This is a genomic window from Psychrosphaera aestuarii, assembly GCF_017948405.1.
In the GTDB taxonomy this organism is placed as follows: Bacteria; Pseudomonadota; Gammaproteobacteria; order Enterobacterales; family Alteromonadaceae; genus Psychrosphaera; species Psychrosphaera aestuarii.
Window position 1 is genome coordinate 1,838,762 of record NZ_CP072844.1, and the last position, 15,967, is coordinate 1,854,728.

The following is a 15,967-nucleotide window of genomic DNA, read 5'->3' on the forward strand; positions in this document are numbered from 1 at the left end:
ATGACAGGCACAAAACAAAAACATAATTGTGGCGCGTTTAGCATTAGTTGCACTAACTGCAATCTCAATCAACTATGTATTCCATTTACACTAGATGACAATGAGTTACGTAAGTTAGACGACTTGATACAACGTAAAAAACCTTATCAAAAGAGCCAAACTCTATTTGACGCTGGACAACCTCTTAAAACACTATATGCAGTCCGCTCCGGTAGCTTTAAGTCGTACTTAGTTGATAATGATGGTACTGAGCAAATTACAGCATTTCACCTTCCTGGCGATATCATTGGGTTTGATGCTTTATCAACTAATAAACATATTACTTTTGCTCAGGCATTGGAAACCTCTATGGTGTGTGAAATTCCGTTCACGACCGTCGAAGACCTATCAGGTCATATGCCAAACTTAAGACAACAAATTACGCGTCTAATGAGTAGTGAGATATCTAACGATCAAGCGATGTTTATGTTGTTGAATAAAAAGTCTGCCGAACAGCGCATATGCAGTTTTATAGCGTCTCTTTCAAATCGTTTTAGTGAACGCAGTTTATCGTCAACCACCTTTCGATTACCTATGACTCGAGCCGAAATTGGAAATTACTTAGGGCTAACTGTTGAAACCGTTAGTCGTATTTTTAGTAAGCTACAGAAACTGGGTGTTATATCTATTGATGGAAAGTTTATTACAGTCTTAGATTTGCCTAAAGTTGAAAATTTAGTTAACTAATTGACTGGTTTATTGATTTAGGGCAATTTTATCGCGCACATTTTTCGTTATCTTTACTAAACTAAGTTTTAATAAGAAATAGTAAGGATAACTTATGAGTGATTTCAAAAATGTTTTAGTCGTTATCGATCCTACCGAAGATACACAAAAAGCGCTTTCTCGAGCATTAGAACTAGCAGAAAAACAGCCAATTCGTATTACTCTATTTCTTACTATTTATGATTTTTCCTATGAAATGACGACTATGTTGTCCTCTGATGAACGTCAACATATGCGAGATGCAGTAATTGCTGACCGAGAAAGTTGGTTACTGGACCTCATCACTCATAGCCCCACTATCCCTCATGATATAAAAACAAAAGTCGTTTGGCATAACCGACCATACGAAAGCATCATCCGGACGGTAATTGAAGGGAATTATGACCTAGTGATTAAAGGGACGCATAGCCATGACACGCTAAAATCGGTTATTTTCACGCCAACAGATTGGCATTTGTTACGTAAATGCCCTTGTGCATTGTTATTAGTTAAAGAGCACGAATGGCCTGAACACGGTAAAGTATTGGCTGCGGTAAGTGCTGGTACGGAAGATGACAAGCATCAAGAGTTAAACGATCGGATCATCGGTCACGGAAAGCACATTGCTGAACTACTGGAGTCCGATACTCATTTAATAAATGCTTATCCTCCAACCCCTGTCAATATCGCTGTCGAAATTCCAGAATTTGATCCAAACGAATATAATTCAACCATGAAACAACATCATTTAACGTCTATGGAGGCACTAGCAAATAAGCATGAAGTGCCTAATACACGCTGCCATGTCGTTGAAGGAATGGCCGAAGATGTCATCCCAAGAGTGGCTAACGACTTAGATGCTGAGCTTGTTGTAATGGGAACGGTTGGCAGACTCGGTATAACGGCCGCACTTATTGGTAACACGGCTGAGCATGTAATAGATAATATCAACTGCGATTTGCTTGCCATTAAGCCCTCAGACTTTGTTTGCCCAGTAAAACTTTAGCTTGCCTATCAATATTAGTGCAAAGGCTATGATTTATCGCTTTTGCACTCTCTTTACTATTTATTAAATGTTTAAGCATAGGTAAAATACGCGACCATTTATTATTTTGCAGTTCATTATCCATGACAGATTTAGATCCAAGAAAAGCTATTCACGAACAAAATAAACTTGAAAAAAGACTTCGAAGTCGAGTTGGCAAAGCAATAGCTGAGTATAATATGATTGAGGAGTCAGACGTTGTTATGGCTGCAATAAGTGGCGGTAAAGACTCGTTTGCAATGTTAGATATCCTGATTAGTTTGCAAAAGTCAGCGCCTATCGACTTTAAAATTATCGCAGTTAATCTAGACCAAAAACAGCCTGGTTTTCCAGAGCATATTCTGCCAGCTTACTTCGAGTCTTTAGACATACCTTACTATATTGTCGATAAAGACACGTATTCCATTGTAAAAGAAAAAGTACCGGAAGGAAAAACGACCTGCGGACTTTGTTCTCGTTTAAGACGAGGCACTTTATATTCTTTTGCAGAGTCCATTGGAGCAACAAAAATCGCGCTAGGTCATCATATGGACGACATTGTTGAAACTATGTTTTTAAACATGTTTCACGGCGCTAAATTAAAAGCAATGCCACCTAAATTACGTTCTGATGATAAACGTAACGTTGTAATTCGTCCGCTAGCTTTTTGTCGTGAAAAAGACTTGATCAAACTGGCTGAGCATAAAAACTACCCGATCATTCCTTGCAATTTGTGTGGTTCCCAAGAGAACTTACAAAGACAGTCAATTAAGGCGATGTTAACTGAGTGGGATAAACAAACTCCGGGGCGAATTGAAAACATATTTAGCTCGATAAAAAGCGTGAGTGTGAGTCAGTTAGCTGATGGTGATTTGTTTGACTTTAAAAACTTACCCATTGATAGAAGTGAAGAACGTAAAGCGTATGAATTTTCTGAGGCAACGGTATCTTCATCAAATATAGATGAGTCACTTATCATTGACGTAACTCATGTATAAATAAAAAAGGAGGCGAAAGCCTCCTTTTTCATAACAGTAATATTACTGCTCTGAATTACCCCAAGAGTCTCTTAAACCAACTGTTTTATTGAATATAAGTTGGCCCTGCTCGTTGGTTTTACCGTCAAAGCAGTAATAACCCAAGCGTTCAAACTGATAACCTTGTTGAGGTGCCGCGTTAACTAAACTTGGTTCGATATAACCTTGTCGAATGACTAACGACTCTGGATTTAACACTGTAGTGAAATCTTCTTCAGCCGCAGGATTAGGAACGGTAAATAAACGGTCGTAATCACGAATTTCCGCTTCAACCCCTTCTGATGCAGATACCCAGTGAATAACACCTTTAGCCTTGCGCCCATCTTCAGGTAACTTACCTAGTGTAGTCGGGTCATATTCGCAATATACGGTGGTCACGTTCCCAGCGTCGTCAGCATCAAAGCGGACAGCTTTTACATAATAAGCATTACGTAAGCGAACTTCTTTATCTATCACCAAGCGTTTGTATTTTTTATTTGCACTTTCACGGAAGTCCTCACGCTCAATGAAGATTTCTTTTGTAAATGGGATTTTACGCGTACCCATCTCTTCTTTATTTGGATGATTAGGCGCATCGATCCACTCGATATGATCTTCTGGCAAGTTTTCAATAACTAACTTAATAGGATCAACGACGGCCATAGCGCGAGGTGCAGATTCATTTAAGTCTTCACGTATACAAGCTTCTAACATGCCCATCTCAACCATGTTATCGACCTTCGTCACACCAATACGTTTACAAAACTCACGAATAGAGCCTGGTGTATACCCTCGACGTTTTAAGCCAGCTATGGTCGGCATACGCGGGTCGTTCCAGCCTTCTACATGATTGTCGGTCACAAGAGTGTTCAATTTACGCTTACTCATAAGCGTATATTCAAGATTCAGCCTTGAAAATTCATATTGATGCGGGCGAGAGTCGATACTTATATTGTCTAATACCCAGTCATATAAACGTCGGTTATCTTGAAACTCTAATGTACATAACGAATGTGTAATATTCTCTATCGCGTCCGATATACAGTGTGTAAAGTCATACATTGGATAAATGCACCACTTGTCACCAGTTTGGTGGTGATGAGCAAACCGAATTCGGTAAATAACAGGATCACGCATACAAATGAAGCTTGAACTCATATCAATCTTAGCGCGTAAACAACACTCACCCTCTTTAAACTTACCGTCTCGCATGTCATGAAACAGCTTTAAATTCTCTTCAGGACTAGTATCACGATAAGGGCTATTTTCACCCGGAGACTTTAACGTGCCTCTCATTTCTCGAATTTTTTCTTGGCTTGAAAACTCTACGTAAGCTAAGCCTTTATTAATTAGTTCTTCGGCATAACCAAAAAGTTGATCAAAATAGTTAGACGAATAACAAATATCACCATCCCATTGAAAACCAAGCCAGTTTACGTCTTCTTTAATCGCATTAACGTAATCAATATCTTCTTTCTCTGGATTAGTATCATCAAACCTTAGATTACAAAGCCCTTTATAATCTTGTGCAATACCAAAATTTAGTACAATCGACTTGGCATGACCAATATGAAGAAAACCATTTGGCTCTGGAGGAAATCGAGTGTGCGTAGTCTCATACTTTCCGTCTGCTAAATCCGCATTAATAATGTTGCGAATAAAATTCGATGGGCGATTTTCTGTGTCCGCCATTTATAAACCCTTATAAAACTATTAATTAATTTGAGTATACCACTATGGTCTGCGGTTACACCAAGCAAAATGCCATCAATCGAATACTTTTAAAGCAAATAAATCTCTAATGGAACACAATGAGTAAATACCCTAATATTTGGCGGATATCACCAAACTTTAAGTATTGTCTAAAGTGTAGTAATGCAATAAATTGACCTGAAACCCTTATAATAAAGGAATCTCACAAGTGGCACAGAGATTGATATCTATTATGTAAACCTACATTCAAATATCACGGAAATATAAAATGTTAAAAAATTCATTATTAGTAAGTTGCTTAATTTCACCTCTTCTATTATCAAGCAATTACGCTCAAGCCCACAATGATGGCTTAGTAAATAAACAATGTGATGTTACTTTTCAGAATAAAGTATCAATCACCCCTTACCACATCTTAGTCATTAAAAACAATCAAACCCTTTACGACATTTATAACAACGAAACTATATTCTATAAGGGCGAAAAGCTAGAGCTAAGCGTAAGCGATTCATCGTTAATAAAAGAATTCTCTACTGAGACTCGTTCATTAATTCCTACTATTACTGAAATAGCATTGGAAGCAGTTGGTATCGCTTTTGACGGTATCAATGCTGGTCTTGGTCAGTTTGGCGATTCAACGAAACTTGATGCGAAATTAGCAAATGTAAAACAGCGACTTGAGAACAAATTTGCACAGCAGGACGGCTATTATACTTTTGATGAAGGTCAATTTAATATGGACTTTGCTGATGAAGAGTTAGATAGAGCTATTGAAGAAGTGGTTGAACAAGCACTTCCGTCGTTGATAGGCGGTGTTTTACAATTAATAGGCACTTCAATTGCCAGTGGTGATACCGACTTTAGTGAACTAGAAAACCTCGAAAAAAATATTGAAGCAGAAATTGAAGCTAGAGCTACTCAATTAGAAGCAAAAGCCGATGTGGTCTGTCAAAAAGTAGATGCTTTAGCAGCCCTAGAAAATCGTATTCAAAAAGCACACAAAAGCTTACGCGACTTCGACTTGATTGAAGTGAGCCACACAAAGTAGCAACTTACCATCGGAATATTTCTACTTAAGTAAACATTAAGCCATATAACAAAGGTTAGTACAAAATACCGGCCTTTGTTATATACCAAATCGAGTACCAAACTCACTGTAAAGTATATTTACTGCTAACAATATTAAAATCAGTCCCATAACTCGATCAAAAATATACGCATTCCGACTAAACAAATCTCGTACGTACGGACGACTTAAAACAAGTGACAGTCCACAAAACCAAGCCGCTGTTGCAAAAGCCAAATAGACACCATAAGCACCTTTAATGATCATCGGTGTATCAATAGACACAACAACAGTAAATAAAGATAAGAAAAACAAAGTAGCCTTAGGGTTTAAACCATTGGTCATGAACCCTAGTAAAAATGCCTTTTTATCAGACAGTTGAGGGTTACTCGACTCTTTAATAGCTGCAGTTGATACTAGGGCCTGTGACTGCACTGCTCCAATACCAAGATAAATCAAAAAACTTGCAGCAATAATAATTAATAAGTCATATAACCAAGGCGTTGCATTAATAATTAGACCAATGCCCGCTAAAGCGTATGCAACGTGAACAAAAATAGCACTACCAACACCTACAGAGGTTATCAATGCTGTCCGCTTGCCATATTGAATCGAATGTTTCATAACAATTGCAAAGTCAGGACCTGGGCTTGCAACTGCAAATAAATGTGCAAGCGCAATAGTTAAAAATTCGATTGAGTATTCAGTGAAATCCATGTCAAAACTCCAAAATAATAATGCCTAATTTGCTTAAAGAAGCCTATTTAAAAAGGCCTGCAATAATCTGAATAGGATGTTTGAGTGTTTGTTGGGCTAATCGTTTACTTTGACAGCGGCAAGAAAAGCCAGTGGCTAATACCGTATCATGTTCACTATTTTTAAGAACTGGCGCCCAGCTAATGTCAAAGAGTTCCTTTGATACTGTTTGGTTTGCTTTTTCATGCCCAAACGTTCCGGCCATACCACAACATCCCGTATTCACTGGTTTAGCGGCAAGCCCTAACCTTTCAAAAATAATTGGCCAATGCGAAGGAGCATCTGCGATTAAAGACTTTTCTGTACAATGAGACAACACAGTGTATTTCGTTACTGAATCATTCAATGCCATTTTAACTTTATCTGCAACAGCTTTACTCAATGCCTGTTTTGATAACCATTCGCCTAATAAGTCTACTTTAAATTTAACCTTATTATGACCTAGTAAATTTGGATATTCATCGCGATAAACTAAAGTCATAGATGCATCTAGGCCGATCATCGGGCGTTTAAGGGTTGCGATGTCATTATAATAATCGCAGGCGCTTTTTGCCGTTTCAGTAAATTTTGTCAAAAACCCTTTAACATGCTGAGCTTTACCGTTAACTTGAAATGGTAATATAAGCGGAGAAAAACCTAATCCCTCAAGCGCAATAACAGTGTCTTTTATCAAAGATGACTCATAGCTTGATGTGAACGCATCTTGTACAAGAAAAACAGTCTTTTGCTTATCAACTTCGGTCAGCTCCTGGTAACGCGTTTCGTTGTAAAAGTACTTTCTTTCAACCACTTGGCTTGGGTGTTGGCTAAGCTTTGGTGCATCAACATAACCAACAATATTGTTTACAACAAAGTTGCTAATTGGATTGTGAGTCAGCCAATTTGTGACCGAGGACATCCTAGAAAGCGTTGGCATTATAGACTCGACATTAGCAACTAAATGATCACTTAACGGTCGCATGTACCTCAGGTAATAAGCCTCTAAAAATTTACTTCTAAATGTTGGTACGTCAACTTTTATTGGACATGCTGATGTACAAGCTTTACACGCTAGACACGCATCCATGCTTTCTTTTACTTCATGGCTAAAGTCATATCGACCGAACTTTTTCGCTAATGTATAAGCGGCTTTGTATGGCAATCTAAACAAGTCAAGAAATACCGTTTTTGCCATTACCATGTTTACATAAGACACACCTTCGCCTTGAAGCCTTAACCATTCACGCATCAATGTTGCACGCCCTTTAGGCGAATATCGACGATCTTTGGTTACTTTATAAGATGGGCACATTACGCTGGATTCATCATAATTAAAACATAAGCCATTACCATTACAATTAACGGTCTGTTGATATTCTTCTCTAACTTCGATAGGTATTTGCTTATCAAATCGCCCTCTTTTAACCGCATCAACACTCACCAATTTTTCTTCACTGCCTATCGGTGTGCATATTTTACCTGGGTTTAGTCTATTGTGAGGGTCAAAGGCTGCTTTGATTTTTCTAAGCTCTAAAAATAGTTCTTCTCCAAAAAATTCTGGACCATATTCGCTTCGATATCCTTTACCGTGCTCTCCCCACATTAAACCTTTATATTTTGCGGTGAGCTTAACAACTTGGTCGGATATCAATCGTAATAACTTTTCTTGGTTAGGATCCATCATATTTAACGCTGGTCTAACATGAAGAACACCGGCGTCTACATGACCAAACATGCCATATTCAAGGTTATGAGAGTCTAATAGCTGTCTAAATTCAGCGATAAAATCAGCAAGGTTTTCTGGAGGTACTGCGGTGTCTTCTGCAAATGCGATAGGTTTTTTATCGCCTTTAACATTACCAAGTAAGCCAACCGACTTTTTACGCATTGCGTATATTCTTGCCATTGCTGAACGGTCTGAAGTTACTGAATAACTTATTACGCCTGAACTTTTTGTTGAGATTAGTTGATCTAATCTTTTGCATAGACTTGAGACTTTATCATCTTGATTACTCTCGTCTTCATCGTTAAATTCTACAATATTTAACCCTGCTATGACGTGGCCTTGAACCTCAACAATAAGATCTTGGACTTCCTGCCAAATTACGTCTTGTTTAGCTAAGTTAAGGACTTTACTGTCGATAGTTTCTACAGATGTCGCTTTTGCATCAACTAAAAAGGGTGAGTTACGCAGTGCTGAATCAAAACTGTCATACGTGATATTAATCATCGTTTTATAAGCTGCTATGGGCGTAATATTAAGCTTAGCTTCAGTAATAAACGCTAACGTACCCTCGGATCCTGCTAATACTCTACTTAAGTCAAAGTGCTTTTTATCATCACATAATACATGCTCTAAGTCATAACCTGTCAAAAAACGATTTAAACGAGGAAATACTTCTCGAATTTGGTCTCTATAATTAGTTGCTGTTTCGTATACTTGTTTATATATACCTGCCGTTGTCTTGTTGTCGGCACTTCGAGATAGCGCTTCATCAACGGTCAAAGGCGAGGTAGACAACTTATCCCCGCCAATAGTAATGGCTTCTAAACCAAGTACATGGTCACTTGTTTTGCCATAAACCAGAGAGCCTTGACCTGACGCATCAGTGTTTATCATTCCACCAATTGTTGCTCTATTTGATGTTGAAAGATCGGGAGCAAAGAAAAACCCGTAGGGCTTAAGAAAATCATTCAGCTGATCCTTTATTACACCGGACTCTACCTTGACCCAGCGTTCTTCAACATTGATTTCAATTATATTTCGCATATGTCGTGACATATCGACAATTATAAACTCAGTTAAAGATTGGCCGTTCGTACCAGTGCCACCACCTTTTGGTGTAAATTTTAGCGTTTTAAACTCGGCTTCATTCGCAAGCTTTGTTAATTCGAATAGATCTTTTTCATTTTTAGGAAAGACAATGGCTTGAGGAATTGCTTGATAAATACTGTTGTCTGTCGATTGCGACAAACGAGCAGAGTAGCTTGTTTCTATATCACCAGAGAATTTAAATGACGATTTGTCCTTTAGCTTTTTGCAAAACAGGTGAACCTTTGGACTAATGGTGTTCTGGACAGGAATTCTACGAATCATATATCAACTAGCGCTCTACAGATAAAGAATAGTCGTCGATTATAACCAGTTCTATCCCACTAAGTCTAAACTTCTTGAAGCTGTTAGGGTATTAAACCAAAGGTCGATATCCATTGAATTTGGACGTTTAATGCTATGTATATTCACAACTTTTGCATCTTTATCTACATCTGAATTACGTTGTGTGTGAATATCTTTTGAGATTAGACTCGTATTTATTAACTTTTGTCTTACGTTAAAATCTAAACTATTAACTAATTCGTCGTCAAAAACTGCCGTTTTGTAACAAAGGGGTTCCGGCTTCAGAGTGTTCTCTAACCGAACATCTTGATATTGACCATTATGAACCAGCCTATTTTGATTAGATGCACGGACCGAGTTACCCGCACCATATATATCGGGCTTGACTGTCGGAAAAATGTCGGCGATGGCGTTTGCGTTAAGGTTTGTAGGCGTGTCTACTTGATGAAATTGGTCAAATTCAGTGGCATCTTGTGTAATCATTGAAAGCAGTAATGCAAAACTTTGGCTATCTGATGAATCTACAGCACGACGGAATTGTGAATAATAGGCTGACTCTCTAATTACATTATTATTCGTATTTAAACCAGAGTGATCTGAACTGCTGTTTGGCCAATTATTCGACATATAAACTTCTTATTTACTTCAATTAGTTATTATTTCGGCAGTCGTTAAATTTTCTTTAATTATTTGTTTACAGATTTTTTTTCTTTGTTATTATGCGTCTCGTTCTGGAGGGGTTCCCGAGTGGCCAAAGGGATCAGACTGTAAATCTGACGGTTCTACCTTCGGTGGTTCGAATCCACCTCCCTCCACCACTTTTCGAAGAAAAGGCACAACTAAGGTTGTGCCTTTTTGCGTTTATAACACCTAAATTCAATAAATTTGCCATCCTGATTTGTAAAATTTCACTTTCAGTTATATACCTTTAAGACACTAATTAACTTTTAGGTCTCAAAATATGCGAACAAAGGTTTATGCAGCCACGGTGGCATGTGCTTTGTTGGCGCAAGGAAGTGCACAAGCTGATATCGACTTCACTGGCTTTGCTAGCATTACCGCTGGTAAAGTATTGAGTGGAGACGGTGTTCCACATTATGATGTTCCCCCAACTTTTTTAGCTGACTACCCTATCGTATCAGCGTACACCGAAGATCTATCATTTAAACAAGAAAGCTTGTTTGGTCTTCAGGTCAAAGCCACACTTTCAGACGGTCTATCTGCTACAGCGCAAATCGTCTCTAGAGGTGCAGATAATTTTAATACCACCTTTGAATGGGCTTATTTGTCTTATGAGGTAAACGACAATTGGACAATTCAAGCTGGTAAAAAGCGCCTTCCATTATTTTACTACTCAGACTTTTATGATGTTGGTTTTGCTTATGTATGGTTACGACCACCTGCTGATACTTACACATGGCAAGTCTTCAACTACAATGGCATTAATGCTTTATACACGACGCAAGTTAATGATTGGTCTGTCTCAGCAAACTTTTATACCGGTGAAGAAGAGAGTGTAAATAATAGACTATTAAGTCAGTTCTTTTTTATTGAGCCGACAACTGAGATTTGGAAAGACATATTTGGCGCCGTCGTCAACACAAGTAATGATTGGTTAGAGTTTCGATTTACAGCAATGACGTATACTAACGAACGCTATCGTAGTGGTGTACAACAAACGTGGGGAGGCAGTACAGAACGTGATGGTACATTTTTAGGTATTGCAGTTAATGCGACATGGGGAGATACCTTTCTTCTCACAGAATTAAACAAATTAAAATTAGACGATGACGGTGAGCTTGATTCGTTAATGGTGAGTGTTGGACATAACTTTGGAAGTGTTACACCTTATTTGTCCTATTCTAAACTCGATCAAACAGGCGAGTACTTAGATGGTTCACCAATTACTGACGGCGAAGATCACGATACAACTTCTGTCGGCTTAAGATACAACTTTCATCCATCAGCAGCGTTTAAAGTGCAATATGACATCGTGAACGACAACTCCTATGAGTATGCCGTGGCCGGTGACAGTAAATCGCTTACTTTTGGTATAGATTTGGTTTTCTAGAGGAATAAACAATGAAAAAACTTTTAATTATTTTAGCACTATTTTCGTTTAATGCAGTATCGGAAATTGCAGTGATTGTTCACCCTTCTAACGGCGCTAGCCTAGATGAAAAAGATGTAGCCAGGATATTTACAGGCAAAATGAAATCGTTCCCTGATGGAAACCAAATTATTCCTGTTAATTTAGACAATAGTCAAGCTGCAACAGCTGAATTTAACGAGAAGGTACTTAAACGTTCAGAGAGCCAATTAAAAGCCTATTGGTCAAAGTTGGTCTTCACAGGGAAAGGTACCCCACCGCAGTCTGTTGCCAATGCTGATGAGGTTCTAAAATTGGTTTCTACTAACCCTAGCGTTATTGGTTACATCGATGCATCAAAAGTCACGGCCGATGTTAAAGTAATTACGACTTTCTAATTGTAACAATTAGCCCTAAGTTGTAACTTACGCAAAAATTGTAAAAAAAAGGCTCTTAATAAATTAAGAGCCTTTTTTATTTCGCAATATTTATCTACACCATATCCATAATCATAGACGTAGGATTTTCTAAATACTTAGTCCATAAATTGTTAAAACGTGCAATTGTCCCACCATCTATTATGCGGTGATCACCAGACCAACTTACATTCATTATACGTCTTGCTTCAACATTTCCATTTGAATCAAAGCGTGGCAATGTTTGCATTTTACCCAGCGCAACAATAGCAACTTCAGGTTTATTGATTATAGGTGTTGCTGTAGTTCCACCCAGTGCACCAATATTAGATATTGAGATTGTGCCACCTTTAAGTTGCTCAGGTGCTAATCGTCCAGCACGGGCTTGCTCTGTAAGTTCAGTCATTTTAACTGCAATATCTTTAATGCTTAATAATTGACATCCCTTGATATTAGGAACTAAAAGTCCGACTTTAGAATCTACCGCCATACCGATATTGTGATCATTGAAATACGTTAACTCTGTACAGTCGTCATTTGGCTGAGAATTCATAATTGGGAATTGCTTCATTGCCATTGACATCGCCTTCATAAAAAATGGCATCATTGTCAGCTTAATACCTTGAGCTTCGTATTCAGGTTTTAATTGTTTACGTAATTCATATAGCGCGGTTAAGTCAACTTCATCAGAGTATGTAAAATGCGGAATCGTTGAAACTGATACCTGCATAGCTTTCGCCATAGCGGCCTTTACGCCTCGTATAGGTTCTACCCGATTGCTTTCAGACGGTAAGGATGACGTCGCGTCCTCTTGTTTCGAATCGTTTGCAAGCTTGGTAGATGACTGTACGCCGTTATCTTTAAAAGAGAGTAGATCTTGTTTGTAAACACGTCCTTTAGCACCAGAACCCTGTACTACCGTAATGTCTAAGTTTAACTCCCGCGCCAAACGACGCACCGCCGGTGACGCGACGGCTTTTTTCCTAGTAGAGTACTCATTGTTTACTTCCTCTGAAGCCGGCTTAGGGACTTGACTATCAATGGAAACAACGTTCTCAGTTGTTTTAGAAGCTTTATCTTCGGCGGCTGAATTTGCTATCGCACCTTCAACTTCAATAGCAAACAAAGGTTTGTGCACTATCGCAATTTCACCTTTTTTATAATATAACTTTGCAACAACGCCATCACTTTTAGCCGGTATTTCAACCATAGCCTTATCAGTCATTACTTCGCAAATCGGCTGATCTTCCTTTACAACATCACCCTCTTTAACCAACCATTCAACAACTTCACACTCTACTATGCCTTCTCCAATATCGGGAAGTAGGAAGTCCTCTAGGGTTGTACCTGTGGCATTTAATTCGTTTGAGTCATTGTGGCTCGGCGCAGACGTTATTGTCTCAACGCTCGGTTTTGACTCAGAGGCTTGCTCATTATTAGCAGTGCCAGTTTCTTGCAACGCAAATAAAGGCCCGTGAACTTTAGCAATCTCGCCTTTTTTATAATAAAGCTTGGTAATAACACCGTCACTTTTAGACGGAATTTCTACCATAGCTTTATCTGTCATCACTTCACAAATTGGTTGGTCTTCTGTAACTGTATCGCCTTCGGATACTAACCACTCAACAACTTCACACTCGACAATGCCTTCACCAATATCTGGTAAGATAAAATCAGTACTCATTCTTAATTCTCCAGACTTAATAATTAACAGAGCGTTTAATCGCTTCGTAAACTTTTAGGTGATCGGCCATATATTCTTTTTCATGTGCTAATGGGTATGGCGTATCTAAACCACAAACACGTTCTATTGGAGACTCTAAATGCAAAAAGCATTCTTCTTGAACTGTCGCTGCTATTTCAGACGCAAAGCCACCCGTTAAAGGCGCCTCTTGAGACACAACTAAACGACCTGTTTTTATAACCGATGCAGTTACGGTTTCGACGTCCCATGGTGCTACGGTCCTAAGATCAATAACTTCACAGGAAATGCCATCTTTCTCTGCCATCTCAGCCGCTTTTTCTAGCATCTCTACTTGCGCACCCCAGGCTAACAACGTCACGTCTTCACCTTGCTGAACGATTTCAGCCTTACCTAACGGAATGGTGTATTTTCCTTCCGGAACTTCACCAACCGATGCACGATATAAACGCTTTGGTTCAAAGAAAATAACAGGGTCATTACTCTCTAAACTTGCTGCTAACAAACCTTTAGCTTGATATGCGTTTCTTGGGAATACCAGTTTCAGGCCTGGTGTATGAGCAAAATACGCTTCTGGCGATTGTGAATGATATAAACCACCGTGAATACCACCACCGTATGGTGTTCTAATCACCATGTTGCCTACGTTAAATTCATTACCCGAACGGAAACGGAATTTAGCGGTTTCATTAACGATTTGATCAAACGCTGGAAATATATAGTCAGCGAATTGGATCTCAGGGATGGCCAATGTACCTTGCGCTGCTAGACCGTTCGCAAAACCTAATATACCTTGCTCTACAAGAGGAGTATTAAAAACGCGGTCTTTACCGAACTTCTCTTGTAATCCACTTGTGGCTCTAAATACACCGCCAAAAGCACCAACATCTTCACCGAAGATACAAGCGTTTTCGTTCTCTTCCATGGCGATTGCTAACGCTGAATTTATCGCCTGTAACATGTTCATTTTAGCCATTATTTAGACTCCCCTATACGACTTGCCGTAGCAGGATACGACTCTGGGTATTTTAAGATATGTGCTTTTAGTTGCTCGTATTGCTTTTGCAGATGGGCTGGTACTTCTTCATACACATCTGTAACTATTTCTTCTAAAGCTGGCTTAGCGACCTTTTCTGCGACTTTTAGTGCATCAAGTACCTGCACTTTTATTTGCTCTTTTACTTTCTCATCTTCAGCTTCATCTAACCAACCTTGCTTCACCATATATTTACGGAATCGCTCGACTGGGCAATTATCACGGAAGGTTTCTTCTTCTTCCTTTTCACGATATCCCGTAGGATCGTCTGAAGAAGAATGAGCTGCTAAACGGTAGGCGATTGATTCAATTAAAACTGGTGCGTTATTCTTTACTGAATATTCGCGTGCCATTTTAACCGCTTCATAAACAGCTAGAGCATCGAAACCGTCAACTCGAATGGCCTTCATACCATATCCAGTCGCACGGACAGCTATACCATCGCCTTTAAACTGCTCACTTGCCGGTGTTGAAATCGCGTAACCATTGTTGCGGGCAAAAAATAGTGTAGGCGAATTATGTACTGCCGCCATGTTTAAGCCTGCGTGGAAATCACCTTCTGATGCTGCACCTTCACCAAAGTAGCAAATAGTACATGCACCATCGCCTTTAAGCTTTTGACCGTAAGCATAACCTGCAGCTTGTGGGATTTGCGTACCTAATGGCGACGAGATCGTAGAATAATTTAATTCTTTTGAGCCATAGTGAATAGGCATTTGACGGCCTTTTCCAAAGTCTTTTTCGTTTGAAAACATTTGGTGCATAAACTGTTCGAGCTTAAAACCTCGATAGGCAAGAGCGGCTTGTTCACGATACTGGGCAAAGATCATGTCTTTGTCTTCTAATGCAGCAGCACTGCCAGTTACAGCAGCTTCTTCACCAAGACATTGCATATAAAAACTCACCCGGCCTTGACGTTGGGCTGCCAACATACGTTCATCAAATACACGAATAAAACGCATCGTTTCATATATACGAATTGCGGTTTCTTTATCCATAGAAGACTTTTGAGCGCCTTTATAAAGCTCGCCATTGTCATCTAACATTTTGAACGTCGGTATCGACAATGCGTGCTCACCAACAAAATCCAGCTCTAACGTATCTTTACGAATCGTATTAGTTGGATTTTCAACGTTTAATAGCTTAGCCATTGAATCCTATCCCCTTTCTTCAAATCGTTTGTTATGGCCTAGACCCCTAACAGAGCGCAATTTGATCATTATTTTTATACAATATTATAGATTGTGCAGGACTTTACCTGCGAGCGGGATTTCGTTCAATTTTTGAGGGGTTTAGAGTAAATAGTTT

13 protein-coding genes and 1 tRNA gene are annotated in these 15,967 nt (G+C 39.0%); 7 read left to right on the plus strand and 7 right to left on the minus strand.

Annotation, left to right across the window (positions count from 1 at the left end; all coding sequences use genetic code 11):
- The 3 genes from fnr to ttcA all read left to right on the plus strand — a co-directional run bounded on the left by fnr (position 1) and on the right by ttcA (position 2,766).
- On the plus strand, positions 1-726 hold the full coding sequence (fnr, locus tag J9318_RS08400) for a fumarate/nitrate reduction transcriptional regulator Fnr (protein WP_210559497.1): 726 nt from the start codon (positions 1-3) through the stop codon (positions 724-726).
- A gap of 94 nt (positions 727-820) precedes the next feature.
- Positions 821-1,750: a universal stress protein UspE gene (uspE, locus tag J9318_RS08405; RefSeq protein ID WP_210559498.1), complete on the plus strand. Its 930-nt coding sequence runs from the start codon at positions 821-823 to the stop codon at positions 1,748-1,750.
- Between the two features lie 122 nt (positions 1,751-1,872).
- A complete protein-coding gene (ttcA, locus tag J9318_RS08410) occupies positions 1,873-2,766 on the plus strand; it encodes a tRNA 2-thiocytidine(32) synthetase TtcA (protein ID WP_210559499.1) in 894 nt (297 codons plus the stop codon).
- A gap of 42 nt (positions 2,767-2,808) precedes the next feature.
- Here ttcA and glnS read toward each other — a convergent pair whose 3' ends face one another.
- A complete protein-coding gene (gene glnS, locus J9318_RS08415) occupies positions 2,809-4,476 on the minus strand; it encodes a glutamine--tRNA ligase (protein ID WP_210559500.1) in 1,668 nt (555 codons plus the stop codon).
- A 289-nt stretch (positions 4,477-4,765) separates the two neighbouring features.
- On the opposite strand from glnS, the gene J9318_RS08420 reads away from it, so the two are divergent.
- Positions 4,766-5,545 carry a DUF2884 family protein gene (locus tag J9318_RS08420; RefSeq protein WP_210559501.1) on the plus strand — a complete coding sequence of 260 codons (780 nt, stop codon included), beginning with the start codon at positions 4,766-4,768 and terminating at the stop codon, positions 5,543-5,545.
- 78 nt (positions 5,546-5,623) lie between these two features.
- Here the strand turns inward: J9318_RS08420 and J9318_RS08425 are convergent, their stop codons facing one another.
- From J9318_RS08425 to J9318_RS08435, 3 genes are read right to left on the minus strand one after another with little or no spacing between them, the layout of a single operon-like run.
- On the minus strand, positions 5,624-6,280 hold the full coding sequence (locus J9318_RS08425) for a LysE family translocator (RefSeq protein WP_210559502.1): 657 nt from the start codon (positions 6,278-6,280) through the stop codon (positions 5,624-5,626).
- Between the two features lie 43 nt (positions 6,281-6,323).
- On the minus strand, positions 6,324-9,395 hold the full coding sequence (gene ydiJ, locus J9318_RS08430; protein ID WP_210559503.1) for a D-2-hydroxyglutarate dehydrogenase YdiJ: 3,072 nt from the start codon (positions 9,393-9,395) through the stop codon (positions 6,324-6,326).
- Positions 9,396-9,446: 51 nt separating this feature from the next.
- Positions 9,447-10,043: a VC2046/SO_2500 family protein gene (locus J9318_RS08435; RefSeq protein ID WP_210559504.1), complete on the minus strand. Its 597-nt coding sequence runs from the start codon at positions 10,041-10,043 to the stop codon at positions 9,447-9,449.
- A 106-nt stretch (positions 10,044-10,149) separates the two neighbouring features.
- Between J9318_RS08435 and J9318_RS08440 the strand changes: the two genes are divergently transcribed.
- The 3 genes from J9318_RS08440 (at position 10,150) to J9318_RS08450 (ending at position 11,903) form a co-directional block, all read left to right on the plus strand.
- Positions 10,150-10,234 (plus strand) — tRNA-Tyr (locus J9318_RS08440).
- A 143-nt stretch (positions 10,235-10,377) separates the two neighbouring features.
- Positions 10,378-11,487 (plus strand): porin family protein, encoded by a 1,110-nt coding sequence (locus J9318_RS08445; RefSeq protein ID WP_210559505.1) that lies wholly within the window; start codon positions 10,378-10,380, stop codon positions 11,485-11,487.
- An 11-nt stretch (positions 11,488-11,498) separates the two neighbouring features.
- Complete coding sequence (locus J9318_RS08450; protein ID WP_210559506.1) at positions 11,499-11,903, plus strand: type 2 periplasmic-binding domain-containing protein; 405 nt, start codon at positions 11,499-11,501, stop codon at positions 11,901-11,903.
- A 94-nt stretch (positions 11,904-11,997) separates the two neighbouring features.
- Here J9318_RS08450 and J9318_RS08455 read toward each other — a convergent pair whose 3' ends face one another.
- Genes J9318_RS08455 through J9318_RS08465 form a run of 3 tightly spaced genes read right to left on the minus strand, consistent with a single transcriptional unit; the run spans position 11,998 to position 15,810 of the window.
- Positions 11,998-13,605: a dihydrolipoyllysine-residue acetyltransferase gene (locus J9318_RS08455; protein ID WP_210559507.1), complete on the minus strand. Its 1,608-nt coding sequence runs from the start codon at positions 13,603-13,605 to the stop codon at positions 11,998-12,000.
- Positions 13,606-13,621: 16 nt separating this feature from the next.
- Entirely contained in the window at positions 13,622-14,599 is a 978-nt protein-coding gene (locus J9318_RS08460; protein WP_210559508.1) for an alpha-ketoacid dehydrogenase subunit beta, read from the minus strand.
- Entirely contained in the window at positions 14,599-15,810 is a 1,212-nt protein-coding gene (locus tag J9318_RS08465; protein WP_210559509.1) for a thiamine pyrophosphate-dependent dehydrogenase E1 component subunit alpha, read from the minus strand. The genes J9318_RS08460 and J9318_RS08465 overlap by 1 nt, the downstream gene beginning before the upstream one ends.
- Positions 15,811-15,967: the final 157 nt, after the last annotated feature.